The sequence below is a fragment of the Tumebacillus flagellatus genome (genome assembly GCF_000714935.1).
GTDB lineage: Bacteria > Bacillota > Bacilli > Tumebacillales > Tumebacillaceae > Tumebacillus > Tumebacillus flagellatus.
On record NZ_JMIR01000022.1, the window covers coordinates 61,425 to 86,106 of the forward strand.

A 24,682-nucleotide genomic window follows, 5' to 3' on the forward strand; every position below is an offset into this window, starting at 1 on the left:
CGGTTTTTTTTTACGTCGTACGGGAGATCAGAATCAGGATCAGCAAACACGCAACACCAAGCCCCATCGTCAGAAAATCGGCTCGCTGAAAGCGGAGGCGTATGCTGTGGGTGCGTTTTTTTCCGAAAGAGCCGTAGCCTCGGGCTTCCATGGCGGTGGAGAGCTCTTCGCCGAGTTGGAAGATCGAGAGCAAGAGCGGGATCACCAGCACGGGGATGTCGCGGACGCGCAAGCCGCCGAGTTTAGCGTTGGAGCGTCCGCGAGCGCGCGTGATGCGGGAGAAGCGTTGCAGTTCGCGCAGGATCACCGGGATGAAGCGCAGGAGCAGCGAGACGGCCAGAGCGAACGCTTCGACCGGAAGTTTCAGGCGGGCGAGCGGCGCGAGGGCTTGTTCGAGAGCTCGTTTCATCTTCAGTTGGCCGGTCGTGGCGGAAAGCAGGACGCCGAGGATGAGGACGAGCAGGACTTTGAAGACTTGGCGGAACGTATACAGCGCCGGGTCGAGCGCGAAACCCAGTCCGCCCTCAAACTGCAAACCGGAAAGGAGCACGGAGAAGATCAAGAAGTAGAGGAACGGCTTCGTGACGCGGAACAGTTCGCGGTAAGAAGCTTTGGAAAGCAACAGAACAGCAAGGGTCAGCAAGGTTCCAAGGAGCAAGCCGGGCCACGTGGTCTGCATCAACAACCCCACCGAGAGCGCGATATAAAAAACCCACTTGCCACGCGGGTCCAAGCGGTTGATGAGAGGGGTGGAGGGCACTTCGGGCTCGGATTGTTGGGAGGCGGCACCTGAACTTTGCGGTGCAACGTCGGTTGCAAAAGAACGCCTCGGCGCGGCATTCAGCGAGGCTTCTGAACTTAGCGAAGTTGCGTCAGACGCAAAAGAACGCATCTGCACGTTGCTTCCGGCTTCCGTCTTGGAACGAATCTGCGACGCAATTTCCTCCGCGAGCTCTTCCGGGGAGAGCACTTTCGACGGGAGGTTGAATCCGCACCTGCGAAGGCTTGCCGCTGTTTGGAAACTCTCCGGCAACCCGATTTCCGCTTCGTGGAGGAGTTGCGGGTTGGCGGACAGTTCGTCCGGCGTGAGGTCGGCGAGCAGTCGGCCTCCGGACACGACGAGCACGCGGTCGGCAATCGGGAAGAACGCGTCGAGGTCGTGCGTGGCGATCACCAGCCCGCCTGTATCCGTTGCGTCCGCCCACTCGCGGCACCAGTCCACCAAACCCGCCGTGCTTTGCGGGTCCAATCCTGCCGTCGGCTCGTCCAGAAACAGCCAGCGCGGTTGCACCGCGAGCGTCGTCCCCAGCGCGACGCGGCGCTTCTGCCCGCCGCTCAACGTCAGCGGCGATTGCGGCAACAAGTCCGCCGACAACCCCATCGCCAGAAGCGCCTCCCGCGAACGACGCCCCGTTTCCTCCGGCGTCAACTTCAGCGGCTTCAGCGAATACACAAACTCCGCTTCCACCGTTCGCGCAAACAACTGCTGTTCCGGCGATTGAAACACGACGCCGATTTCGTTTTGCACCGCGCGGTTGACGCGCTTCCCGTCCCAAAGCGGCACGCCGTCATGCACCACCGAACCGGATGTCGGCTTCTGCAACCCCGTCATCACATCGAGCAACGTAGACTTCCCCGCTCCCGTGCGCCCGATCAACAGCGTGATGCCGGAATGAATTTCACACGTCACTTCGCGCAAGATCCCCTGCAAACTCACACTCTGCACTGTCAAACTCATACGAAATCCCCCACCTCTTCCGGCAAAAGCGGCCGCTTGCGCAACGCGACTCCGCGCCGCTCCAACGCGCGCGCCACCTGCACGACATAAGGCGGCGCAAACCCTAACGAGTCACAAGGCGTCTGCCCCTCCGACCCCTCTCTTCCATAAAAAAACACCTCCGGCGCGCCTTCAAACACCACGCGCCCCACTTCCAACGCCACGACGCGTTGCGCCCGCGCCACTTCGTCCATCCATTGTGTGATCCAGATCACCGTCTGCCCCGCTTGATGCAAGCGGGCGGCGACGTCGAGCAGCCGAGCCCGCGATTCCGGGTCGAGCATGGAGGTCGCTTCGTCAAACACCAGCACGTCCGCTTTCATCGCCAAGCAACCGGCGACGGCGAGCAACTGTTTTTGTCCGCCGGAGAGCGTGGAGACGTTGGCGTGTTTTTTTTCGAGCAAGCCGACGGTGAGCAGGGCTTCTTCGGCGCGGGCGGGCATCTCGTCGGGCGGGACGGCGAGGTTTTCCAGGCCGAAGCAGACGTCTTCCCAGACGGTTTCGCCGACGATCTGCGCGTCCGGGGTTTGGAAGACCAGTTGCACCAGTCCTGCGCTGCGCTCCAAAGTTCCGCGCGAGACGGGCAACAATCCCGCCAAGACTCGTCCCAACGTGCTTTTGCCGCTGCCGTTGCGGCCGACGACGGCTACCCAGTCGCCTCGGCGGACTTCGAGATCCAGATCACGCAGGACGAAACGAATGCCGTCCGGGTTTGCAGACCCGCCGTTTCTGCCTGCGTGTTTCAACGTGTTTGTAGTCGTCTCGTTCTCGGCTTCCCGATGCTCCCCCGTCCCTCCGGTCACCGCAAACGCAACGGACACGCCTTGCAACCTGAACGCTTCCTTGCCGCCGAGCGCTTGTTCCCTGCTCATGTCGCTTCCTCCCCTTTTCAACCCTGCTGCCTGTGTGGTAGAATCCGATTGTCATCCTATTTAGTATCCAAGTTAACATTAGGACGGAGGTTTCTGCAATGCGTTCGAAACTCACAGTGCGCGGTCTGGTGTTTTCCGCTTTGATTGCTGCGCTCATGGTCGTGTTTAGCAACGTGAACATCAACCTCGGATTCACGCCGGTTCCCATCACGCTCGGCAACATGGTCGTCATGCTGGCGGGCATCTTCCTCGGAGCGGGGTACGGATTTTTCTCGATGCTGCTCGTCATCCTCTTGACCATCCTCGGCCTGCCGATGCTCCACGGCACAGGCGGCCTCTCCGTGCTCGCGGGTCCGACCGGCGGGTATGTCATGCTCTATCCGGTCTGCGCGTTTCTCGTCGGCTACTTGGGCAACAAAGTCAAAGGCAACGGCCCGGTCGCGGCGGTCTTGCTGGCGGTGATCATCTACGTGTTCGGCGCGCTGCTCTGCTACGTCAGCGGCGTCTGGTGGCTGATGCACGTCACCGGCATGAGCTTGCAAAAAGCGCTCGTCGGCGGCTGCTACCCGTTCTTGCTCGGCGACGCGATCAAGTCGGTTGCCGCAGCGCTGATCGCGCTGCCCGTTCGCAAACTCTACCCCTCTTCCCGCTTGGTGGGCACGGCTCAATCGCGAGTCGTCAAACTGAACTAACCCAAAAGCCCCGGTCAACAGACCGGGGCTTTCTCTCCTCTTCCTACATCAGACCCTTCAACATGCCTTTCCAATACATCGCCGGCAACAGGTTTTTTTTCAACAGGTACATGCTCAAACGTTCTTTGGATTGATCAAACGGGAACGTCTCTTTCGGTTGAGACTGGTAATCGAATTCCGCCATGATCAGTTTGCCGTACCCCGTCACGATCGGGCAGGACGTGTATCCGTCATAAGTGGACTTCATCGGGACTCCTTGCATCACGGAAAGCAGGTTCTGCGCGACGACGGGTGCCTGTTTGCGGATCGCGGCTCCCGTTTTCGAAGTCGGCAAGTTGGCGCAGTCCCCCAAGGCAAACACGTTCCCATAACGTTTGTGACGCAGGTAGGTTGCGTCCACGTCCACCCAGCCGGCCGCATCGGCCAGCGGGCTTTTCTTGAGAAAGTCGGGCGCGCTCATCGGAGGCACGACGTGGATCATGTCGTAGTCCTGAACTTCTTGCTCTCCGGTCGCCAAGTTCTCAAACACCGCTTGGCGCTCTCTCCCGCGAATCTCCACCAAATTCATTTGGAACCGGGTCTGAATCTCTTTGCGCTTGACCACTTCACTCAATGACGCAGCGTACTTCGGGACCGAGAAGATGCCGGCGTTTGCGGACAGAAAGCGGATCTCGCTCTTGGCGCGCACCCCGGATTTCCGAAAATAGTCGTCCGCCAAGTACATGATCTTCTGCGGAGCGCCCCCGCACTTGATCGGGGTGTTCGGAAGCGTGAAAATCGCTCGTCCGCCTTTGAAATTGCGAATCGCTTCCCACGTGCTGTTCACATAGTCATATGAGTAGTTGCTGCACACTCCGTTTTTGCCGATCGTGTCCCGCAGGCCCTTGATTTTGTCCCAGTCGACTTGAATGCCGGCCGCCACCACCAAGTACTCGTACGTGAACCGGCTTCCCGACGCCGTGATCACGGTGTTGGTTTCCGGCTCAAACTCCGTAACCGCTTCTTGCACCCAATCGGCGCCGCGTGGAATCACCGACCGTTGCTCCCGTTCTGTTTGCTCCCGTTTGGCGGCTCCTCCGCCCACCAACGTCCAGAGCGGTTGGTAGTAGTGTTTGGTTGCCGGGTCGATAACGGCCACTTGCCGAGCCAAACCGCTGTTCGCCCGCAGCAATCGGGCCGCCACGCTGATTCCCCCGCTGCCTCCACCGACGATTACGACTTTATAATGACGAGTTTTCATCTCTTGAACGCCTCCCTTTCTCCTATGGCTCCTCCGACAACTTGCCGCTCGCATACTTGGTGTTAAACAAAAACAGTTTCATCAGCAAGACCAGCGACGGGATGAGCAGGCACAACCCGGCGATCAACCCGATCACCAACGCCAAGCCCATCTGCGGGGACGTGATGCTGTCGTGAACCTTGATATACGGCTCCAACAAATACGGCAGATGAGAAGCGCCGTACCCAAACAGAGCGAACAGAAACTGCAGCATCACCCATACAAACGCCCACCCGTACGACTTGCGCGTCACTTGCAGGGCGAACGCAACCAAGAAACAACCGAAACTGCCCAAAAACAGCGGATAGATGTCCAACATGCGCTCAAAATGTCCCGGGTTGTGCGTCCGAAGTGTAAAAAACACCAGCAACGAAGCAAAGATGGTCGGCAACGCAGTCGCCAATGCGAACCGGCGCAACGTTTCCGCCGCCGCCGGATCTCGTGCTTTCTTGGCGTAGTACGCCAAAAAACTTGCGGAAATATACAGAACGCTGGTCACCGCCACCAGCACCACTGCCCAGGAATACGGATTGCTGAGCAAGCGATCCAGAGCGAGAGTCACTTTGCCGTTGTTTTCGTCGATGAACCCGCCTTCGGAAATCGTCAGCACCGTCGCCAACGAAGCGGGAATGAACAATCCGGTCGCGCCGTAGAGAAAGCGATACAGAGCGCTCGACTTGGCGTAGTGCGAGAACGCGTAAAACGATCCGCGCAGCGCCAGCAGGACGAGCGCAATGCTCCCCGGCACCAACAGCGCCGTACCGTAATAGTAAGCCGTATCCGGATAGAACCCGATCAAGCCGACCATGAAAAAGATCAAAAAAACGTTGGTCACTTCCCACATCGGGGACAGGTACCGTTCGATCACGCCGTTGACGAGATGCTCCCGCCCGGTGATGAAACTGTAGTAAGAGAAAAACCCCGCGCCAAAGTCAATGGACGCCACGATGACGTAGCCATAGAGAAACATCCACAACACGGTAATGCCCACGTTCTCAAGCGACATGAGGCTCCCTCCCTTGGTCAACATCCGCCGGGATCGGGTTGTTTCGGAACATCCGCAACAACACCCGGCTCGCCGCGACGCCCAAGAAGACATACAGCAGCCCGAACAAGATTACCATCGAACCAACATGGGCCGAGGTCGTCGCGGATGCGCCCGTTTTCAGATAGCCGACGAGAATCCACGGTTGGCGTCCCACTTCCGAGAACACCCACCCGAGTTGGATCGCGAGCATCGCCAACGGACCTCCCCAGACGATCAAGCGCATCAACCCCTTCGGAACTTCTCTGCCGCGCTTTCTCGTCCAGAGGAAGTAGAGAAGCGGAACCAAGACCATATACGAACCGATCCCTGCCATGGCGTCAAACAAGTAATGGACAAAAAGCGGAGGTTGCAAATCCTTGGCGACTTCGTTCAATCCCTTGACCTCACCCGTTGGCGAACCCGTTGCGAGAAAAGACAGCAGGTATGGAATTTTCACGCCGTAGGAAATCTCGTGCGTTTGTTCATTCAGCACGCCGCCCAGCACGAGGCTTGCTTGCGTCCCCGTGTCAAAATGCCATTCGGCTGCCGCGAGTTTTTCCGGCTGGTGCTTCGCCAAGTACTTCCCGGCCAAATCGCCGTACAAAGCTGTGCCGGAGGAAAAAACCAACGAGAGCACCATCGTCAGTCGCAGCGCTTTCTTCACATACTCTTGCTTGTTGCCTTTGAGCATTCGATAAGCCGCCAAACACGCCAACACAAACGCGGTGGTCGCCCACGCCGACAAGATCATATGCCCTGCTTTCGTCGGCGTCGCCGGGTTGAACATCGCAAGGATCGGCTGAACATCGACAATCTTGCCGTCTTGAAGCTTGAACCCTTGCGGCGCGTTCATGAACGCGTTGACCGTCATGATGAAAAAGGCGGACAGAGAAGAACCGACGAGAACGGGAATGCCCAATGCCCAGTGAATCCACGGGTTGGAAAACCGATTCCACGAATACAGGTAGATCCCTAAGAAAATCGCTTCAAAGAAGAACGCGAACGTTTCCAAAAACAGCGGCAACGCGATGGCGTCACCGCCCAATTTCATAAACGTCGGCCAGAGCAGAGACAGTTGCAACCCGATGCAGGTGCCGGTGACAACCCCGACCGCCACCGTCACCGTATACCCTTTGCTCCAGCGTTTGGCCATCTGCAGATAGTGGTCGTCCCCCCGACGAATCCCCAGAAACTCCGCGATGGAGATGACCAGCGGCATTCCGACCCCCAACGTGGCAAATATGATGTGAAAGGACAGCGTCATCATCGTCAAGATACGAGCGAGCATCGTCTGATCCAAGTTCATTGTCCTCTCCCTTTCTCCTGCCGGAAGAAAACAACCGCCCGCCGATGGGGACGGTTGTTTTTCTTTCGTTACTTCCTATAGATTGGAGTGTTTGGCTGCACAGCGGTTCGGCCCAAATTCCAGCTCCAGTTTCTTGTCTGCGTCAGCCGTCAGATGTCCGCGGTTCAGTTCCACAATTTCCGTGTAGTTCGGCGGCGTTGCGCCCACGCGTCCCGCCACCATCTCGGTGAACAGTTCCAAATCTTCGGTGCGCATCACTTCGTTGTTCGCGCGGATCGTGCCCAAGTCTGCCCCGACGTAGCCTGATGCGCTGAATTCTTCCACCGAGGAAAAGTGCGTCGGCAGAACAATCGTGTCATCCGGAAGTTTTGCCAATCCGTTGAATACGGTTTCGTACAGTTTCTGTGCCCACGCTCTCGCCTGACCGCCGAGGTCCGGACGGCCCAAGCCGCCGACAAACACGGTATCGCCGGAGAGCAAGTACCGGTCATTGACCAAGAAGGAAACGGAACCCGGCGTATGCCCCGGAGTCGGGACGAGCAGCACTTTGACTTGCACGTCACCCATCTTGATCGAGTCCATAGATTCCACCGGCACATACGGCAGAGTAGAACCTTGCATCTCTTGCGAAGAGATCAGGTACCGAGCGCCCGTTTTTTCCGCCAATTCGACGGCGCCTGAAATATGGTCGGCGTGCAGATGAGTGTCCATGATGCTGGTGATGCGAACGCCTTCTTGCGCGGCGAGTTCGAGATATGTTTCGATATGACGGCCCGGGTCCACCACCATCGCTTCGACGCCGGAGACGATCATGTACGACAAGCATCCTTTGCCAAGGCGTTGAATTTGGATCAACTTCCAACCGTCCTCGACAACGGTCACCGGATGGTAAAATTGGCTCCATTCCTGCATGCCGCCGTCCAGAACGTACACATCCAATCCCTTGGCGTCGAGTTTCTCCGCCACTTCGCGCGCCGAGCGGCCCCGGTAGCAGATAATGCCGAGCGGCCGGTCGGACGGGAGGCTCTTCCAAGTTTCTCGCTCCTCGTCTTGAAAATCGTCATACGGGATGCAAACCAGCGGCGTCGATTTGGTCAACACTTTCCAATTGTCAAAATCTTGATGCGAGCGAACATCCACCAAACACAGGTCGTCTTGCTTTTCCATCCACTCGTGCATTTGTTTTGCGTTGATGATGTTTACGGTCATGGAACTTCCTCCTCTATTTTGTATAAATTTCAAACCAAACTTTTCCTGCCGTACTTGCGATGAGCAACACTAACAACGTCCGGAGAACCATTGAAGGAACTTTGCCGCTCATCTTGGCTCCAAGCGGTGCGGCCAGAACCGATGCGACCACCAGAACCGTCGCAGGTCCCCACAGCACATCTCCTGCCATGACTTTCCCGATCGTGGAGCCGATTGAAGAGAGGAACGTGATCGCCAGCGACGTGGCGAGCGTCACTCGTGTCGGGATCTTCAAGACGGTCAACAGGATCGGAACCAACAGGAACGCCCCCCCGGCTCCCACAACTCCGGACGTACCCCCGACGAGTAAAGCGGAGGCCACGGCGATCCCGTAGTTGATGCGCACCTGGTCAACGGGCAGGTCTTCCGTTTTCGTTTTCGGCGCGAACATCATCACTACCGCCAACGTGGCCAGAATCGCATACACCGTGTTAACTCCCGCACTGGAGAGAAACTTCCCGCCATACGCCCCTCCAAAGCTCCCGATCAAGATCGCAACGCCCATGTACGCAACGAGTTTGTAATGAATGACTTTGGCTTTGCGCAACGCCAAAGCCCCGGACAGCGCCGCGAAAAAAACCTGTACAGCCGTAATCCCGGAAACTTCATGGGCAGTGTAAGAAGCCACTCCCAAGGCAGCCGGCACGTACAACAGCAAGGGATAATTGATGATCGCTCCTCCAATTCCAACCAGACCTGAAAGAAACGAACCGGCGAATCCGAGCAGAAACAAGATCACGATCAGTGATAAAGACAAGTTGGCTCACCTCTTTCCTGTTTTCTTGCCTCTGCATCACCAACTGTCTTCATCCTACCGAACCGCCTTCTTGTTGAGTATGGGGGAACCCCCCTATCTGTGTGTTCCCTCTTACTTCTCGACCACAATATCAAAGTATCCGTTTCGAATCGCGAATTGAATCAGGTCATGTTTGGTGGTGAACTTGAGTTTGGTCATGATGTTTGTTTTGTGATTTTCCACCGTTTTGTTGGAAATCATTAATTTGTCGGCAATTTGCTTGTTGGTAAATCCCAAGACGGTAAGGCGCACGATCTCTTTTTCCCGATCGGTCAATACGGACGGAAGGGGCTCGTCTTCCTTGGTTTCCAACCATTGTTTAATTTTTTCTTCGGAGACCGACGTACGGAAATAAGGCCGGCCTTTGTGAACTTCGTAGATGGCCGACACCAGCACATCGCTTTGCGAATTTTTCAAGATATAGCCGCGCGCGCCGATTTTGATCGCCTGTTGAATAAAAACCTCTTCGTCGTGCATCGTCAAGGCGATGATGCCGATTTCCGGGAGCAGGCCGTGGATTTTTTTGCCGGCCAAGAATCCGTCCAGACCGTTTGGCATCGACAAATCCATCAAGATCACGTCCGGGTGCAACGTTTGCGCCAACAGCACCGCTTCGTTGCCCTCTTCCGCTTCCCCGACCACTTCAATGTCGGGGTAAGCGGCGAGCAGCATGGACAGCCCTTTGCGCACCATCGTATGGTCGTCCACCAGCAACACTCTACACTTGGTCACGAGATTCTCCCTCCTCTTCCGGTACCGGAATCTCCACGAAAATTTCCGTCCCGTATCCCTTTTGTGTTTGAATTCGCATCTGTCCCTGCACTTGGTGGACACGTTCCTCCATGTGTTTCAGCCCCAATCCTTCCCTCGCCTTCCCGAGGTCAAATCCCCTTCCGTCGTCTTGAATCTGCAAGGTCAAGAGCCGATCATCCGTTTTCTGCCCGATCGTCACGCAAACGCACTTGGCTTCGGCATACTTCAAGGCGTTATGAACCGCTTCTTGAATCACCCGATACACGTTGAGGCAGATCATCTGCGACAGCGGCAGGTTGTAGTCGTGCTTGAACTCAAACGCGATGTCCGTGTTGGCGCTTTGCAGGGTTTGGAGCATCGTGGTAACAGCTGCAACCAGACCCAGTTGGTCCAATCCCGTCGGACGCAGCTGCGTGGTGTAGATTTTGATGTCCTGAATCGCTTGGTCGATGACTTGGGACAGTTCCGCACAATAACTTTTGAACGTGCCCTCTTGATCCAGTTGTTCCAAGTGTTTTTGAATCGCTTGGACTCCAAGCGACACCGAATACAACGATTGCCCGATGCCGTCATGAAGTTCTTGCGCCAAGCGTTTGTGTTCGCTTTCTTGGGCTTGAAGCGTTTTTTGCAAAGAGAGTTTGGTAAACCGCGCCTCTTCCTCTTTTTTCTTCAACGTCATGTCTTTGAGCACCAACAAGATTTCCTGCTGCCCTTCTTTTTCCGACTCATAAATGATCGCCGTGCTCATCTCGACGTCGATGTAGGTTCCCTCATAGGTCGGCATGGACGAGAGGAAGTACGGCACCTCCCGTTTGGCCACCAGATAGCAAGGCTCCTCCCCTTCTTCACAGACCCGCGTTTGACAGAATTTGCAATAGGGAACCCGTTGTCCAATCTTCCACCCGGTCATTCGAGAGGCGGAGGGATTCATGACCAGTATTTCCCGGTCTTGGTTCATGATCAGGATTCCGTCTTGCAGGTTTTCAAAGACTTTTTCCATATATTTATTGTGGAAGTCAGGATGACCCATCGGAACTCCTCCTCTGATTTGGAAAAGTCCGCCCTCCTGCCAACTGGAGAACGGACTTCTGCACTTCTCTTATCATGTCGCACTTTGCAACAAAAAAAAATAGGGGCTGCCCCCTATTTTTAAAATGTGTGGATACATTCACGTTGATCCCGACATGCTCGAATTCGACGATGTTTACGCCTGCCGCTGTTCGCAGGCATCGATGGCTGCCGCATGCGCCGATGTCATCCAACCCTTCCAGCAAGAGATGACGGCGGTAGGGGTCGACGGAAAAGGGAATTTCCATACCCTCTGCATGGGTTGTAGCCGCGCAAGGAGACGAGGAGGAATCGTGAAAGACGGCAAGTTGCGTGGAGACATCATTGGGCAAATCGATCAACACCGGACCGGGCCGCCCGCTCCCCGCGATGTGGTAGGCTTCGCGGAGAATGCGAGGGAGATCGGCGGCGTCGCGGACTTGGACTTTGTGTTTGGTGATCGGCATCGTGATGCCAAACACATCCGCTTCTTAAAACTTGTCCTTGCCCAGCATCCCGGTCGCCACTTAACCGGTGATGATCACGAGAGGGATGGAATCCATACAAGCATCGGCGATGCCTGTGACGAGATGGGTGGCGCCGGGGCCGGAGGTCGCGATGACCGTTCCGACTTAGCCGGTCGCTCGGGCGTACCCTTCGGCTGCGTGAATTGCCGCTTGTTCGTGGCGGGTCATTACGTGCTCGACGCCGCTGTCGTATCGTGCGTCATTCAGCGGCAAGATCGCGCCGCCCGGATAGCCGAACACCGTATCGATGCCCAAGCGTTTGAAACATTCCACCACCATCCGGGAACCGGTCATGTGTTCCGGGCTCGTGGTCGGAGTGCTGCTGACTTGCGGTTCGTGACGGGCTGACAAGTCTTGCTTCAAAGCGCCTCACTCCTCTCAAGATCCCGCCGTAGGGTCTCGGTATCAGACCGTTTCAACTGCCGTATACAGTTCAGGCACTTTGGTGCCGCGCTGATGAGTGATGCCGCGGAACGCTTCGGTCAGGCGTTGCGTCATCTCACCCGGTTGGCCGTTGCCGATCGTGCGTCCGTCGCAATCGATGACCGGAATCATCTCGGCAGCCGTGCCTGTCAGGAACACTTCGTCTGCCACGTACACGTCATGACGGGTGAACGGCTTCTCTTCGCACGGGATGCCCAGTTCTGCGCAGAGCTCGATCACGATGTTGCGCGTGATGCCTTCCAACGCGCCGAGGTAGGTCGGCGGGGTGATGACTTTTCCGTTTTTGACGAGGAAGATGTTGTCGCCCGACCCTTCGCAGACATAACCGTCTTGGTTGAGCATCAACGCTTCGTGGACGCCGGCGCGGGCGGCTTCCATCTTGACGAGGATGTTGTTCAGGTAGTTCAGCGATTTGATTTTCGGGTTCAGCGCGTCCGGAATGTTGCGGCGCGTCGGCACGGTGACGATCGAGAGCCCCTGTTCGTAGAACGCTTGCGGGAACAGGCTCAGCGCTTCCGTGATGATGATCACCGACGAGCGGGCGCAGGAGCGCGGGTCGAGCCCCAAGTTGCCGACGCCGCGCGAGACGATCAAGCGGATGTACGCGTCCGCCATTCCGTTCGCTTGCAGCGTATCGACCACCGCCTGCTCCATCTCTTCGATCGTGAGCGGAATGTCGAGCAAGATCGACTTCGCCGACTCGTACAACCGGACGATGTGCTCATGCAGGCAGAACACGTTGCCGCCGTAACAGCGAATGCCTTCAAAAATCCCGTCGCCGTAGAGGAATCCGTGGTCAAACACCGACACCACCGCTTTGCTTTTGGGTACAAATTCTCCGTCCAGGTAGACCAACGTTTCGCTCATTTCTCTACACTCCTCTTTTGTCTGAAAAATCTGTCACGTAGCTGTGTTACCCGTATTATGGGACTGCTCCGCGCCTCTGTCAACGCGTGGGAGAGGTCCAATCCGGACTTGTAAAGCGCTTACACAAGGAAATAACCTTATCTTTCGTGTGTCATTTTTTCAGATAATTTAAGAGGTTTGTGAGGGGTTGTACGGGGGCGCGGGAGGGAGAGGGCTTGCGATGGACCTGTGCATTTTGAGCCAATTTTTTTTGATGTTTCGTGTGGTTTCGACATGAAAATAGGAGGCACGCGAGGGTGCCTCCTGGGGAGTTTTTTCAGAAATCAGGCGTACACTTCGTTGATTTGCGAAGAGATGAACCAGCCTTGCTCGTCGGTCGAGAGGTTTGTGGCGAGCTGTACGCCGCGCACGTCTTGCAGTTGCTTGCGGAAGCGTTCGACCGCGTCTTCGTCTCCGGTGACGCTCAAGTGCAATTCCGCCAATTCCTCTCGCTGCGAAATCGTCATCGCATCCATCGACAACCCTTCTTGCGTCAAACTCATCGCCACCGGCCCCAAGATCTGTACCGGGTTCGAACAACAGATAAACAGTGCGTGTGTCATCTTCTGCTCGCCTCCTTGTAGTTGCGTCCCTTTGTTACTCGTATTATAGAAAGGGACGCAACTTTCTGTCAATTAGGATTAAACGTTGAATGAAGCAAATGTAAGCGGATACAATTGTTTGACTCAGAGAAAAGCGAGGCCAATGATTCTGACAATTAAACCGACCCGTCAGTTTGACAAGGGTTCTGTCGCCGCAGACTTCGACATGGACTGACACATTTTAAGCCAATTTTCCGTAAAAAAGTTTCATACCCTGTACCTTTCGCGCATAAAAAAGCCTCTCTGCCGCAGAAACAGAGGGGCATTTATTGATGGGGTGCCTCCCGCCGGGAGTGAAGGGTGTGCTTGGGAGGAGGTCTTTCGGGAGGCGGTTCCTCATATTGCGGGACTTTCGTGCCGCACGTGAACGTCACGCCTCGGAAAGCCTCGATCAGGTGGCGACACCTCTTACAGCGGGACTCTCGTGCCTCGCGTGGACGTCACGCCTCGGAAGGCTTCGGTCAGGCGGCGGGTCAGTTCGCCCGGTTGACCCTTGCCGATCTGGCGGCCGTCGACTTCGATGACGGGAATCATCTCGGCGGCGGTGCCGGTGAGGAACACTTCGTCCGCGACATAGACATCGTGGCGTGTAAACGGCTTCTCTTCGCACGGAATCCCCAGCTCCGCGCAAAGTTCGATCACAAGGTTTCGCGTGATGCCTTCGAGCGCGCCGAGGTAGGTCGGCGGAGTGACGATCTTGCCGTTTTTGACGAGGAAGACGTTGTCGCCGGAGCCTTCGCAGACGTAACCGTCTTGGTTCAGCATCAGCGCTTCGGCGCAACCGGCGCGGGCCGCTTCCATTTTGACCAAGATGTTGTTGAGGTAGTTGAGCGATTTGATTTTCGGATTCAGCGCGTCCGGGATGTTGCGGCGGGTCGGAACGGTGACGATCTTGAGGCCCGCTTCGTACAGTTCCGCCGAGAAGAGGTTCAACGGTTCCGCGATGATGATCACCGTCGGTTTCGCGCACGACGACGGGTCGAGCCCCAAATTGCCCACACCGCGCGATACGATCAACCGGATATACGCGTCGGACATGCGGTTGACTTGCAGGGTTTCCACCACCGCCGCCGACATCTCTTCCGGGTTCAACGGGATGTTCAGAAGTATTGATTTCGCGGACTCGTACAGGCGGACGATGTGCTCATGCAGACAGAACACGTTGCCCGAGTAGCAGCGAATCCCCTCAAAAATCCCGTCGCCGTACAAAAATCCGTGGTCAAACACCGAAACGACCGCCTTGCTTTTCGGAACAAACTCTCCATCCAAATAGATCAACGACTCGCTCATGCTTCTCCACCCTTCCCGTTTTAAAAACACTCTACCAACCAACGTAAATGTCTCTGTATTCTGTTACAGAACATTATAACAAAAAAAGCCCGTGCGCGACGGGCGGCAGCGGGCTTTTTTCATCATGCTGAGTGCTGAGGGATTCGAAGCGGGACTACAAGTTGGTGAATTTCAACGCGTACTCGCCGTAGCGCTGCCCTGCGGTTTTTTCCGCGATGGCGTTGATGCGGTGCAGGTCGTCCGGCGAGAGGACGAGATCGGCGGCGTTCGCGTTGTCTTGGAGGTTGGCGCGCTTCGTCGTGCCGGGGATCGGGACGATGTCGTCGCCCTGCGCGAGCACCCACGCGAGGGCGAGCTGCGACGCTTTGACGCCGCGCTCCTGCGCCATCGCTTCCAGTTCGCGGACGAGATCGAGGTTCAGTTGGAAGTTCTCGCCTTGGAAGCGCGGCAGTCCTTTGCGGAAGTCGTCCGGTGCGAAATCGTCCGGGCTCTTGATCTGGCCGGTCAGGAAGCCGCGTCCGAGCGGGCTGTACGGCACGATGCCGACGCCCAGTTCGCGGCAAGCCGGAAACACTTCCGCTTCGATGTCGCGGCTCCACAGCGAGTATTCCGATTGCACAGCCGCGATCGGATGTACGGCGTGCGCGCGGCGCAACGTGGCGCCCGACACTTCGGAGAGTCCGAGATGACGGACTTTGCCCGCTTGCACGAGTTCCGCCATCGCGCCGACCGTCTCTTCAATCGGCACCGCCGCATCGACGCGGTGCAAGTAGTAGAGATCGATATGATCGACGCCGAGGCGTTGCAGGCTCAAATCGCACTGTTCCTTGAGATAGTCAGGTCTTCCGTTGACGCCGACCAAGCCTTGCTCGGTGCGCACGAAGCCGAACTTCGTCGCCAGCACCACTTCATCGCGGCGTTCTCGCAACACTTGGGACAGGAGTTTCTCGTTGTGCCCGCCGCCGTAGACGTTGGCGGTGTCCCAGAAATTCACGCCGATGTCGAGCGCAAAGTGCAAGGTGCGAATCGACTCTTGCTCGTCCGCCGCGCCGTAGTAATCGGGAGACATGCTCATGCAGCCAAGGCCGACAGCGGAAACTTCGAGACCGCTTTTGCCGAGGTGTCGTTTTTTCATAAGGATCGTCCTCTCTGTTCAGGGGTGGTTTTGAAGATATCCTACCACGGGACTTGAACGAAGTAAACTATTTTCGTTATTTTAGTCTACTTTGTCTATTTTGTTTCGACCTATGAAGTTTCTGCTATACTGAAAGGAAGGTTACGAAGTGGAGGATTGCGGTCATGTCTCGATATGACGATCCAGATGCAAAGCGGAAACTCGCCGGCAAACTGATCACCCATGTCAAAAAGGAAGGCTTTCAACAACTGCGCACCGACGAGATCGCCAAGATGATGGACATCTCCAAAGCGACTCTGTATAAATACTTCTCGTCCAAGGACGAGATCATTCAGCATCTCGTAGACGCCTATGTGGAAGTGATCGTCGACGCGGACACGAAACTGCGCACCGACGATTCCGAGACCTTGGTTCAGCGCTTCCAACGGGCGTTCCGGCAAACCTTGTTGATCACCGCGTACGGGTCGGAAGCGTTCCACCGCGACTTGCGCGACGTCTATCCGGAGATGCTGGAGCAGATCAAAAGCGCGATCCACCGGAGAAACAGCCGCTTGCGGCGCCTGTACGAAGAAGGAATGGAAGCCGGGCTGTTTCCGAAGTTGAACCCGACTCTGTTGCTGTTGCAAGATGAGCAGATGTTCCGCGACTTGCTGACCCCCGCGTTCTTGATGGAGCACAACCTGTCGTTTCGCAACGCGCTGTTCGATTACTACGAGGTGAAGAAACACCAACTGTTCTCCCCCGACGTGCGCAAGGGGATGGAAGAAGAAGAGATGCTGGAGCAGTTGGAGTATCTCGCGCAAAAGATTTCGAGGAGCTTGTCCTAAGAGCGAATCCCAAAAAGAACCCGTTGCCGGCGGTGCCGGCGATGCGCTCCTCGGAAAGTCCGTAGCCGCGGGCGGTGTCGATCAAGGTGATGCCGAGTTCCAACACGGTGTTGAGGACGTTCTCCGCCTCTCGCTCATTTCTCTCATTGTACCCAGAAAGGCATACCGTGCCGATTTCCCGCATACTCATCTCCTACTATCCTCACCAAGGAGGGAGAGCGATGTTTATGGTGCCGGGAATTGTTCTGAAGGTCTGTTGGCTGGTCATCTTCGCCCATTCAGGCTATACCACGTTTCAATTGCTGAACCAGACGCGGCACAAGGACTGGTTCAAGATCCTCTTCCATCTCTCCGTCGCCATCGTGGCGCTCAGCTTTATCTAAAAAAAGTCTCCTGGCCCGGTTGGGTGCAGGAGACTTTTTGCTGAGGTCGGCTAAAAGGCGATCGGGAACACCAGCGGTTGGCGGTTGCCGTACAACTGCGTCGTCAACAGCAGCGAGTTGCCGGTCGGAATGCCCGGCAGCGCGATGTAGCCTTCCAGCGAATTGTTCGGCTCGACGCTGCCGAACAGATTCGGGTCCATGTGCGCCCCGAGGTGCTTGATCGTCTTGCCGTTGCTGAGTTTCATCGTCGACATGCCTGCCAACAGGCTGGTCGACATCGTGCTGTTGTTGTCGATGCGGATGCGGAACATCGTTTCCGTGGCCAGCACTTCCATCGAGACCACCGTCACGTCGACGTTGCCGAGCGTTTGGGTCACCGGCAGGCTTTGCGAGATCACAGACCCGGTGTTGGGATCGACCGGAGTCGGCGTGGACGGAGTGGTGCCGGGATTCCCGTTTGCGTCCGGATTGTCGTTTCCGCCGGATGTGCCCGGAATCGTCGGATCATCGCTTTTCGACGGAGCCGTTACTCTCACCGTATTCGTCGCGCCGTCCCATCCGACGTTGCAGCCGAGACCCTCGGAGAGCGCCCGCAGCGGCACCATCGTGTGACCGTCTCGAATTTGCGCGGGGACGTCGATCGTTTTCCACTGTGTGCCTTCGCCCAGATTCAACCCCATCGTCGTGGAGTCGATCGGGAACCAGACCTTGCGCCCGCCAAGCGACGCTTGCGCCGTTTGATCGGCTTCCAGCCACTGCACCGCGCCGTGCATCGCTTCGACCACGCCGCGCAACGGAACGAGCACGCGGTCGCGATCCAGCACAGCCGGATACGACAATTGCACCGGTTTGTTGTCGACGAGCACGCGAATGTTGGACGCGGCCGTCGCTGTGCCGCCTGACCACAACGTCAACAGCATCGCTCCCGTCAGGAACGCCCCAAGGACGGGACGGATACTTTTTTTCATCACAAGACCTCCACAACGTAATGAGTCTTTGTCTCTACTCCATTCGTCCCCTGCTCTGCCACTCCCTGCCTGTTACGTCGAAAAAAACCCGCGGCTTGTCCAAGCTCGCGGGCTCTCACTCAAATCATCAGTTCTCCGAGCGTGACCAGCCGCTCAAACTCGCGGGCGGGCACCGGCTTGCAATAGAAATACCCCTGTACTTTGTCGCAATCGATCGTGCGCAAAAACTCCAACTGCTCGTGGGTTTCCACACCCTCCACGACCACGTCGAGGTTGAGACTGCGCGCCATCCAGCGAATCGCCGTCACAATCGAGGCGTCGTCCGGGTCGGTCGTGATGTCTTGGATGAACGAGCGGTCGATTTTCAGGGTGTGAATCGGGAATTTCTTGAGGTAGCTCAGCGACGAGAATCCCGTGCCGAAGTCGTCGATGGAGATGTGCACGCCCAAGAGTTCCAAGAGCTTGAGTTTTGCAATCACGAAATCGATGTTGTGCATCGCGATGCTCTCCGTGATTTCCAAGTCGAGGTACTGCGGGTGCAACTCCGTCTCTTGCAGAATCCGCCGCACTTTGTCCACCAAATCCATCTGTTGGAACTGGCTGGACGAGAGATTAACAGATACCTTGAAATATTGCGACTTCTCCACTTGCCATTGCCGGGCTTGTCGGCACGCTTCCCGCATCACCCATTCGCTGATCTGGGCGATCAGGCCGGTCTCTTCCGCCAGCGGGATAAACTGCGCCGGAGACACCAAACCGCGCTCGGGATGCTGCCAGCGCACCAGCGCTTCGACGCCGATCACGAATCCGGTGTTGATGTTGATTTGCGGTTGGTAGTAGACCACGAACTGCTCGCGTTCGAGGGCTTTGCGCAGGTCGTTTTCCAACTCCATGTATTCAAAGACCTGCTTGTTTTTGCCCGCCCGGTTGAGTTGGAAGTTGTTCTTGCCTTGGTCTTTGGCGATGTACATGGCGGTGTCGGCGTGCTTGAGCAGCGTGTTCACGTCGCAGCCGTCCTCCGGGAAGATCGCAATCCCGATCGAGGCGGTGATATGGAATTCGTAGCCCGCTACGAGAATCGGCGGTGTGAACGCGTTGAGGATGCGCTGCGCCGTCTCCACGGCAAGATCCGGATCGAGCAGGCTTGGCATCAACAGCGCGAACTCGTCGCCGCCCAGTCTCGCCACCGTGTGCTCCGGCGCGATGCAACTGTGCAAGCGTTCCGCCACTTCCTGCAAAATCTGGTCGCCGATGGCGTGCCCGAGCGATTCGTTGACCACTTTGAAGCGGTCGAGGTCGAGCATCAGCACCGCCACGTTCTGCTGCGATTCGCGCGCGTCTTCCAAGGCGTACTGCAGCCGGTCGAGGAACAGACGGCGGTTCGGCAAGTTGGTCAGCGGATCGTGGTAGGCGAGGTGGTAGATCATCTGCTCGTCCCGTTTGCGTTTCGTGATGTCCTTGGCGATGCCGAACACGCCGACGATCTGCTCGTTGACGAGGATCGGGACGTTCGTGACGCTCGCGTGCACGCGATACCCCTGTTTGTGCAAAAACGTCATCTCAAAAAACTGCGCCTCCCCGCGCAGAGCTTTTTGCAGATGCATGTTGATGCGGTCAAAGTCTTCCGCTGGGATCAGATGATGTGTCGAGCCGTTCCCTGTCAGTTCTGCTTCTGAATAGCCGGTCAACGCTTCCCAAGCAGGGTTGCCTCCCATGAACTTCCCCTCGGTGTCATAGGAGAACACGGCGTCGATATTCTGTTCGTAGAGCGATTTGTAGCGTTGCTCGCTTTCTTCGAGGCGGCGTTCCGCCTCTTTGCGCACCGAGATGTCGCGTCCGACGATCACGAAGCCGTCGATGTCCCCCACATCGCTCAGCACCGGCATTCCGCGGACTTCAATTTGCTTCCAACCAAACTCGCTTTGGAATTGAAATTCGATTTGTGCCTGCTCTTTGGTGATGTGCATGCGGGCGATCAAGTCGCGCACGCTGTGTGCGTCATTTGGGTGAATGAATTCATACGAAGAAACGCCTTCGTAAAACGCCGGGTCCCGCCCCAACACCTGCGTGTGGGAAGGCGACGCGTAGAGAATCGTCCCTTCGTTGTCCAAGACGGCGATCATGTCGGTTACATTTTCGACGATCAGCCGAAAGCGCTCGTCTCGGGTTCCAAACACACCATAGCCTGCCTTTCTTCCCCCGTCCATGGCGTAACCCCTTTCCCTAACCCCTTACCAATCAAATGCAAGTTCTCTCACTTCAAATCATACCACACCATAATATGAAATGAAATTTATCTTGGGTGAAAAATAAGACCCTTTTTAAAGGAGTTTCTCCAAAACAATTCCATACAACATGTGAAAAGCAACCCAAAGTAGATAGGCTTCCCAAGAAAAAGGAGTCATCAACTCCGGCGCCGCTTGTGGAGCGAGGACGAAATAGATCGAAGAAACGAGCACTCCGTAGACGAGGCCGAGCCGCCGACTGCGAACGTCGAGGCGGGCGGTGAGTTTGGCGTACACCCACGCCGCGACGAGCGCGACGAGCAGATGTGCCGCCCATTGGACGAACAGCGTGTTGAAGTTGGAGAGCACAGGCACGTACGAGAGATCGAGCAGGACGGTATCGAGCGGGTACCCGGAAACGCGGCTCGCCAGCGTCAACGCCAGCCCGAGAAAAAGTCCGCTGCCAAGGCCTGCGGGGAGAATGCGGGGGTTGCTTGGATTCTGTTTCCGTTTTTGTTTCTGGGACTTCGCCATGTCACTCCTCGCTTTCAAACAGCAACACCGCCGTCGTGCCGGTGCCCGGTTTGCTGTGGAATTTGAGTTTGCCGTGCATCGCTTCGACGAGGCGGAACGTGGTCATGAGGCCGAGACCGGTTCCTTTTTCCTTCATGGAATAATAGGGCGTGCCGAGGCGTTGGAGGTGTTCGTCGGACATGCCGCAGCCGTTGTCCACGACGCGGATGCGCACGAAATTCAACTGTTTGTCCACGACCACTTGTACTTCGCCTCCCGAGACGGACGCAGTCGCTTCGATGGCGTTTTTTGTGAGGTTGAGCAGGCATTGTTGCAGCTTGCTGCGGTCTCCCCGCGTCGCCAGCCCCGGCTCCGCGTCCCACGCAAACTTCACGCCCGTGGAATTCGCCAAGGGCAGCACGATGTGGCACGTGCTCTCCACCAACTGCGTGACATCCACACGGTCCATCCGCTCCGTCTGCGGCTTGGCAAACGACAGGTACTCGCCCAAAATCGACTCCGCCCGGTCCAATTCGCTAAGCGCCAAACTCATGTACTGGCGGTCCCGCTCATAGCCTTGCACCCGCTCTTGCAACAGTTGCAAAAACCCCCGCACCACCGTCAGCGGGTTGCGGACTTCATGCGCGACAGAGGCGGCGAGTTCGCTGATCACGCCGGTTTTTTCCACGCGTTGCAGTTCGATTTCGACCCCGACTTTTTTGATGATCGCTTCGGCGAACACGCAGTTGACCGCCACGCCCACCACGACGAACAAGATCAAGAGGGGATACAACCAAGGATGGGGCGACGGCAGGTGATTCGTTTCGCGATAGTAGAAAAAAAAACGCCGACGTCACGCCGCTTCCGAAGAGCGCCAACAAGATCGACACGCCGATTCTCCAACCGCTGCTCAACCGTTGCATGCGCCCCCGCCATGCGACATAGGCGGGTACAGACAGCACGGCCATCGTGCCCAGAATCGCAACGTCGGAAAAGTGCCCCGCGACCACGAACACGCGGTACAGCAAAAACAACACCATTGAAATCAGACCTGTGCCCAACCCCGAATACAGAAACGCCAACACCAGCGGGGCAAAGCGCAAATCCCAATAGTACTCATTCCCTGCATCGAGCGCAAACGTCACTCATAGCATCGCCGTTCCACCCCAGATCAGGCTTGCGATCCGCCGGGAGTGGAAGACGATCTTCGGGATTCCTCTCTGCAATTGCAAAAACTGAAACGCGATACTGGGCAACAAGACGATAAGCAGTTGTAAGAAAAGCGGTTCAAACACGAGATGGCTGACCTCCTTACTTCTTACTTACGTAACTCTTCAATGGAATTGAAAAATTTCCCTCCTTCTGCCATGAAAAAAACTCCCGGCTCCGCGCGGAGCTGAGAGTTTTTTAGGAACCGGGGTCTTTGCCGCCGTTCAGAATTTTTTGCGTGAGTGCTTGGTCGTCTGGCGGCAGCGTGACTTCGAGGGTGGAGTAGCCTTTGTAGTCGCCGTTCTCGTCCTTCTCCACTTTGATTTTGCCGTAGGTGGGATAGGGTTTGGTGCTGAGCGTGTACGTGGCGCTCAAGTGATCGTCCGCCACGCGCTTGTCGAGCGCGTCGCTGGGCAGGGCGACCAGCGGGTCGGGGACGTTTTGGCCTTTGGCAAACGGGTCGGGTTCCATCACGCAGCCCATGCAAAGCGAGTAGACGTAGCTGACTTTTTGCTTCGGATCGGCGGGGTTGGTGTAGTCCACCCCCGACCAGATGCCGGGATTGCCCGTCGGCGTCTTGGTCCATCCGGCGGGAACGCCGGGCACGGAGATGTCCGACGCTGCCGGAGTATTCTGCTCCGGCGGGGCCGGGGTGCTCGGCGGTTCGTTGCGATGCTCCAGCCAGTAGGTCAAGCCTACGTACCCGGCGAGCAGCAGTCCTGCGATCATCAACGTGATGCCGATGGTTTTTCTGGCTCTGCCTCTTGCCATGCACATCCCCTCCTGAGAGTAGGATGTGCAGTTTTTGGGGGAACACTCATTTTTGCGGCGGGGCGGGGATTTGCTTTACGGTCACACTATCCCCAAATATTTTGATCGTTCTCATCGACAACTGCTTCAATGTCTTCCTTATTCGAATACAACCAGATACCCTCGTGGTATCGCTAATGCTTTCAGTAAGGAAGGTCGGATTTTTAGCAACTGGTAGATGTAATAGGCCTCCAGTTCAGGGTTCTCGTCGGAATTGTNGAATTGTCAACAGGACCCAAGTACCAGCCTGAATCGCCTTCTGTTTGATGTGTAGAACGTTCCAAATAGACACGTTCCAGATCGATTGCTCCTTTGGCTGCGATGATTTTGTCTTGGAAGAGAGAGGTTTCTCCCTCTACATTCAATTTCGTAAGCACATGATTCTGTGCAAGCTGAACCGATAGAGATACGGTAAGGTCATCCGTCGCTTCGGTAAACGGGTTCGTCTCATAATTTGGAGCTACGAGTTTCATAACACCGTTTTGTTCAACGGCTGAAAGAATCGTCCACCCCACTTGTATTTTCATTCCATCATGGATGGAACGAGTATGTCCGATCCCTTCAATGAGGTCTAACAGCCATTCGGCTTGTGGTTCTAGAAAATCTTCACATGTCACAACAATCGTTTGATTGCCAATCATTCTTGTCGTACGTATCACTTTTTATTAAGTCCTCTCAGGATTGCGTCTAGGATCGCTTCTTTCGCAATTCTCTCAGCTTGTAGCATTTCCTCCCTAACATTGTCTGGTAAATGTGATCTGCCTCTAATTTCTCAACTGGATACCCGTAAACAGGAACAAGTTTGGGACCCTCTGGATTTACCTGTTTCCGTATCTCATCACTTGGTGTTTTTCGTCTACGCTTTGCATAGTCTGTCCGTGATATTGCATTTGAAGCTGTTAATAGATCGGCTTTTTCGTCTACTTCTTCAATGTTCTCTCCTGAAACGAATCCACCATTATTTTCCACGCAGTCCGCCTGAAATTTAGGCGGAAGCGCCTTCATGGTAAACACGGCGAATTGGATTCCTGCGATGGCCGTGCTGCCGGGGCTATCGGATTGGAAGGCTTGTTCGAACACGTACCCTTTATACCCTGCATCATTCTCCAAGTACGCGTCGGCATCGAAGTTGGGGTCTTGGACGAGGGATTGATAATGTGCGGCACGTTCATCGTCGGACAGCAGTTGTTCCAGCATGTTGTACAGATCTTGGCTGCTCATCTTGTTTGTGTCGATCAAATATTGCGAGGCCGTCTCGGAACGTTCTGCGTCAGACCAGTCCTCGGATTGCTTCAACTTGTAATACTGGAAGATCGCTTCGACCAACGTCTCGTGGATATCATCTTGACGCTTTATGTAAGCCAGAGTGGTTGTCGGCATCTCATGGTGCTGATTCAACAGATCGCCAATCCCAGGAATCAGAGTCAAAATCGCATGGATTTGACTGGCAGCCGCTGCATCCGCTTGATTCGCTTCCCAATCGGCTTGTTGACGCAAGGAGTCCGCTTGGCGGGCGAGGTTTTGGCGGTGGTGCAACTCGTCGATCGAATCCCCGCCGTATTCCCAACTCGCTTGCTCAAACTGCTCCGCCCGCCTTCGCAAGTCCACGATGCTGTCGATGTGATTGGCCAGTTGGTTCAAGGCGGAAACCGCTTTTTCCAAGGCATCTGCGGTTTTTCGGAGGTAGCCGGCTTGAAGTTCCGCTTTTGGGTCAAACGCTTGAGAGGCCGTCCCTCTCCAATTTGTCGTGACGAGTTCCGTTTTGTACCCGACTGCTCGACTGGCAAGCCTGCGAAGTTCAGTGGCTCCAGCGGAAAAACGAAATGCCGCATAGCGCAGATTTTGGGGGTCTGCTTGTAACATCATTTCACCTCATTCTCCCCCATTTTAAATTTTACCTTCAATAATGATCAAGAATCGATCTATTATAGAACTTCATTAATATTTCCGATATACTAAATAATGCCTGTATCAACAACAACACCCAAGGAGTGAAGAGAGTGAAAAAGTGGATGTTTCCCCTCGCCGGTCTGACCACCGCCGCGC

24 protein-coding genes and 2 pseudogenes are annotated in these 24,682 nt (G+C 56.0%); 3 read left to right on the forward strand and 23 right to left on the reverse strand.

Translation table 11 applies throughout. The features are described 5' to 3' along the window. Window positions 1–10: 10 nt before the first annotated feature. Together EL26_RS23880 and EL26_RS14660 are read right to left on the reverse strand one after the other, a co-directional pair. On the reverse strand, window positions 11–1,738 hold the full coding sequence (locus EL26_RS23880) for an ATP-binding cassette domain-containing protein (protein ID WP_052036414.1): 1,728 nt from the start codon (window positions 1,736–1,738) through the stop codon (window positions 11–13). Beyond that, window positions 1,735–2,649 (reverse strand): ATP-binding cassette domain-containing protein, encoded by a 915-nt coding sequence (locus EL26_RS14660; protein WP_052036415.1) that lies wholly within the window; start codon window positions 2,647–2,649, stop codon window positions 1,735–1,737. Before EL26_RS14660 ends, EL26_RS23880 begins: the two co-directional genes overlap by 4 nt. A 98-nt stretch (window positions 2,650–2,747) precedes the next feature. On the opposite strand from EL26_RS14660, the gene EL26_RS14665 reads away from it, so the two are divergent. Then, window positions 2,748–3,341 carry a biotin transporter BioY gene (locus EL26_RS14665; protein ID WP_038090364.1) on the forward strand — a complete coding sequence of 198 codons (594 nt, stop codon included), beginning with the start codon at window positions 2,748–2,750 and terminating at the stop codon, window positions 3,339–3,341. Window positions 3,342–3,384: 43 nt separating this feature from the next. Here EL26_RS14665 and EL26_RS14670 read toward each other — a convergent pair whose 3' ends face one another. The 12 genes and pseudogenes from EL26_RS14670 to EL26_RS14725 form a co-directional block, all read right to left on the reverse strand. Beyond that, window positions 3,385–4,581: an NAD(P)/FAD-dependent oxidoreductase gene (locus EL26_RS14670; protein ID WP_038090367.1), complete on the reverse strand. Its 1,197-nt coding sequence runs from the start codon at window positions 4,579–4,581 to the stop codon at window positions 3,385–3,387. 22 nt (window positions 4,582–4,603) lie between these two features. Then, window positions 4,604–5,626: a cytochrome d ubiquinol oxidase subunit II gene (locus EL26_RS14675; protein ID WP_038090369.1), complete on the reverse strand. Its 1,023-nt coding sequence runs from the start codon at window positions 5,624–5,626 to the stop codon at window positions 4,604–4,606. Further along, entirely contained in the window at window positions 5,616–6,953 is a 1,338-nt protein-coding gene (locus EL26_RS14680; RefSeq protein ID WP_038090377.1) for a cytochrome ubiquinol oxidase subunit I, read from the reverse strand. The genes EL26_RS14675 and EL26_RS14680 overlap by 11 nt, the downstream gene beginning before the upstream one ends. Window positions 6,954–7,028: 75 nt before the next feature. Next, entirely contained in the window at window positions 7,029–8,162 is a 1,134-nt protein-coding gene (locus EL26_RS14685; RefSeq protein ID WP_038090385.1) for an MBL fold metallo-hydrolase, read from the reverse strand. Between the two features lie 13 nt (window positions 8,163–8,175). After that, window positions 8,176–8,958 (reverse strand): sulfite exporter TauE/SafE family protein, encoded by a 783-nt coding sequence (locus EL26_RS14690; protein ID WP_038090388.1) that lies wholly within the window; start codon window positions 8,956–8,958, stop codon window positions 8,176–8,178. 111 nt (window positions 8,959–9,069) lie between these two features. Beyond that, the gene (locus tag EL26_RS14695) at window positions 9,070–9,690 is read right to left on the reverse strand and encodes a response regulator (protein ID WP_038090477.1); all 621 of its coding nucleotides are present in this window, start codon (window positions 9,688–9,690) and stop codon (window positions 9,070–9,072) included. A 25-nt stretch (window positions 9,691–9,715) separates the two neighbouring features. Then, window positions 9,716–10,780: a sensor histidine kinase gene (locus tag EL26_RS14700; protein WP_038090391.1), complete on the reverse strand. Its 1,065-nt coding sequence runs from the start codon at window positions 10,778–10,780 to the stop codon at window positions 9,716–9,718. A 355-nt stretch (window positions 10,781–11,135) separates the two neighbouring features. Then, window positions 11,136–11,618 (reverse strand): annotated as a pseudogene (locus EL26_RS26220) (thiamine pyrophosphate-binding protein); the annotation flags it as partial. Window positions 11,619–11,729: 111 nt separating this feature from the next. Next, window positions 11,730–12,635, reverse strand: coding sequence for a branched-chain-amino-acid transaminase (ilvE, locus tag EL26_RS14710; RefSeq protein ID WP_038090395.1), 906 nt, complete (start codon window positions 12,633–12,635; stop codon window positions 11,730–11,732). 323 nt (window positions 12,636–12,958) lie between these two features. Continuing rightward, the gene (locus EL26_RS14715; protein ID WP_038090404.1) at window positions 12,959–13,237 is read right to left on the reverse strand and encodes a hypothetical protein; all 279 of its coding nucleotides are present in this window, start codon (window positions 13,235–13,237) and stop codon (window positions 12,959–12,961) included. 447 nt (window positions 13,238–13,684) lie between these two features. Then, entirely contained in the window at window positions 13,685–14,566 is an 882-nt protein-coding gene (gene ilvE / locus EL26_RS14720) for a branched-chain-amino-acid transaminase (RefSeq protein WP_038090407.1), read from the reverse strand. A gap of 154 nt (window positions 14,567–14,720) precedes the next feature. After that, the gene (locus tag EL26_RS14725) at window positions 14,721–15,701 is read right to left on the reverse strand and encodes an aldo/keto reductase (protein ID WP_038090409.1); all 981 of its coding nucleotides are present in this window, start codon (window positions 15,699–15,701) and stop codon (window positions 14,721–14,723) included. Window positions 15,702–15,865: 164 nt separating this feature from the next. On the opposite strand from EL26_RS14725, the gene EL26_RS26225 reads away from it, so the two are divergent. Beyond that, window positions 15,866–16,528 (forward strand): TetR/AcrR family transcriptional regulator, encoded by a 663-nt coding sequence (locus EL26_RS26225; RefSeq protein WP_038090411.1) that lies wholly within the window; start codon window positions 15,866–15,868, stop codon window positions 16,526–16,528. A 52-nt stretch (window positions 16,529–16,580) separates the two neighbouring features. On the opposite strand, the pseudogene EL26_RS26475 reads toward EL26_RS26225, so the two are convergent. Next, window positions 16,581–16,718 (reverse strand): annotated as a pseudogene (locus tag EL26_RS26475) (hypothetical protein); the annotation flags it as partial. A 37-nt stretch (window positions 16,719–16,755) separates the two neighbouring features. Here EL26_RS26475 and EL26_RS25545 point away from each other — a divergent pair. Continuing rightward, window positions 16,756–16,911, forward strand: a complete 156-nt coding sequence (locus EL26_RS25545) for a hypothetical protein (RefSeq protein ID WP_161780737.1) — start codon at window positions 16,756–16,758, stop codon at window positions 16,909–16,911. Window positions 16,912–16,961: 50 nt separating this feature from the next. Here the strand turns inward: EL26_RS25545 and EL26_RS14735 are convergent, their stop codons facing one another. The 8 genes from EL26_RS14735 to EL26_RS23895 all read right to left on the reverse strand — a co-directional run bounded on the left by EL26_RS14735 (window position 16,962) and on the right by EL26_RS23895 (window position 24,502). Next, window positions 16,962–17,879 (reverse strand): copper amine oxidase N-terminal domain-containing protein, encoded by a 918-nt coding sequence (locus EL26_RS14735; protein ID WP_038090413.1) that lies wholly within the window; start codon window positions 17,877–17,879, stop codon window positions 16,962–16,964. A 119-nt stretch (window positions 17,880–17,998) separates the two neighbouring features. Continuing rightward, a complete protein-coding gene (locus tag EL26_RS14740; protein WP_052036418.1) occupies window positions 17,999–20,086 on the reverse strand; it encodes a sensor domain-containing protein in 2,088 nt (695 codons plus the stop codon). Window positions 20,087–20,200: 114 nt separating this feature from the next. Beyond that, on the reverse strand, window positions 20,201–20,638 hold the full coding sequence (locus tag EL26_RS14745) for a hypothetical protein (protein WP_038090417.1): 438 nt from the start codon (window positions 20,636–20,638) through the stop codon (window positions 20,201–20,203). Window position 20,639: 1 nt separating this feature from the next. Beyond that, window positions 20,640–21,398, reverse strand: coding sequence for a sensor histidine kinase (locus EL26_RS14750; protein ID WP_052036419.1), 759 nt, complete (start codon window positions 21,396–21,398; stop codon window positions 20,640–20,642). Between the two features lie 364 nt (window positions 21,399–21,762). After that, entirely contained in the window at window positions 21,763–21,912 is a 150-nt protein-coding gene (locus EL26_RS25550) for a hypothetical protein (protein WP_161780738.1), read from the reverse strand. Between the two features lie 112 nt (window positions 21,913–22,024). Then, window positions 22,025–22,597, reverse strand: a complete 573-nt coding sequence (locus EL26_RS14755) for a hypothetical protein (RefSeq protein ID WP_038090420.1) — start codon at window positions 22,595–22,597, stop codon at window positions 22,025–22,027. A 203-nt stretch (window positions 22,598–22,800) separates the two neighbouring features. After that, a complete protein-coding gene (locus tag EL26_RS26735; protein ID WP_476688971.1) occupies window positions 22,801–23,277 on the reverse strand; it encodes an immunity protein Imm33 domain-containing protein in 477 nt (158 codons plus the stop codon). A gap of 46 nt (window positions 23,278–23,323) precedes the next feature. Continuing rightward, window positions 23,324–24,502, reverse strand: a complete 1,179-nt coding sequence (locus EL26_RS23895; protein WP_052036420.1) for a WXG100 family type VII secretion target — start codon at window positions 24,500–24,502, stop codon at window positions 23,324–23,326. Window positions 24,503–24,682 lie beyond the last annotated feature (180 nt).

Bases quoted from the DNA above. Each gene is read 5' to 3' on its own strand.
- EL26_RS14725 (WP_038090409.1), bottom strand. From the start codon at position 15,701: ATGAAAAAACGACACCTCGGCAAAAGCGGTCTCGAAGTTTCCGCTGTC.
- ilvE (WP_038090407.1), bottom strand. From the start codon at position 14,566: ATGAGCGAGTCGTTGATCTATTTGGATGGAGAGTTTGTTCCGAAAAGC.
- EL26_RS14740 (WP_052036418.1), bottom strand. From the start codon at position 20,086: ATGGACGGGGGAAGAAAGGCAGGCTATGGTGTGTTTGGAACCCGAGAC.
- EL26_RS14680 (WP_038090377.1), bottom strand. From the start codon at position 6,953: ATGAACTTGGATCAGACGATGCTCGCTCGTATCTTGACGATGATGACG.
- EL26_RS14700 (WP_038090391.1), bottom strand. From the start codon at position 10,780: ATGGGTCATCCTGACTTCCACAATAAATATATGGAAAAAGTCTTTGAA.
- EL26_RS14735 (WP_038090413.1), bottom strand. From the start codon at position 17,879: ATGAAAAAAAGTATCCGTCCCGTCCTTGGGGCGTTCCTGACGGGAGCG.
- EL26_RS14695 (WP_038090477.1), bottom strand. From the start codon at position 9,690: ATGGTGCGCAAAGGGCTGTCCATGCTGCTCGCCGCTTACCCCGACATT.
- EL26_RS14715 (WP_038090404.1), bottom strand. From the start codon at position 13,237: ATGACACACGCACTGTTTATCTGTTGTTCGAACCCGGTACAGATCTTG.
- EL26_RS14675 (WP_038090369.1), bottom strand. From the start codon at position 5,626: ATGTCGCTTGAGAACGTGGGCATTACCGTGTTGTGGATGTTTCTCTAT.
- EL26_RS14670 (WP_038090367.1), bottom strand. From the start codon at position 4,581: ATGAAAACTCGTCATTATAAAGTCGTAATCGTCGGTGGAGGCAGCGGG.
- EL26_RS23895 (WP_052036420.1), bottom strand. From the start codon at position 24,502: ATGATGTTACAAGCAGACCCCCAAAATCTGCGCTATGCGGCATTTCGT.
- EL26_RS14660 (WP_052036415.1), bottom strand. From the start codon at position 2,649: ATGAGCAGGGAACAAGCGCTCGGCGGCAAGGAAGCGTTCAGGTTGCAA.
- EL26_RS26225 (WP_038090411.1), top strand. From the start codon at position 15,866: ATGTCTCGATATGACGATCCAGATGCAAAGCGGAAACTCGCCGGCAAA.
- EL26_RS25545 (WP_161780737.1), top strand. From the start codon at position 16,756: ATGGTGCCGGGAATTGTTCTGAAGGTCTGTTGGCTGGTCATCTTCGCC.
- EL26_RS14665 (WP_038090364.1), top strand. From the start codon at position 2,748: ATGCGTTCGAAACTCACAGTGCGCGGTCTGGTGTTTTCCGCTTTGATT.
- EL26_RS14745 (WP_038090417.1), bottom strand. From the start codon at position 20,638: ATGGCGAAGTCCCAGAAACAAAAACGGAAACAGAATCCAAGCAACCCC.
- EL26_RS14755 (WP_038090420.1), bottom strand. From the start codon at position 22,597: ATGGCAAGAGGCAGAGCCAGAAAAACCATCGGCATCACGTTGATGATC.
- ilvE (WP_038090395.1), bottom strand. From the start codon at position 12,635: ATGAGCGAAACGTTGGTCTACCTGGACGGAGAATTTGTACCCAAAAGC.
- EL26_RS23880 (WP_052036414.1), bottom strand. From the start codon at position 1,738: ATGAGTTTGACAGTGCAGAGTGTGAGTTTGCAGGGGATCTTGCGCGAA.
- EL26_RS14685 (WP_038090385.1), bottom strand. From the start codon at position 8,162: ATGACCGTAAACATCATCAACGCAAAACAAATGCACGAGTGGATGGAA.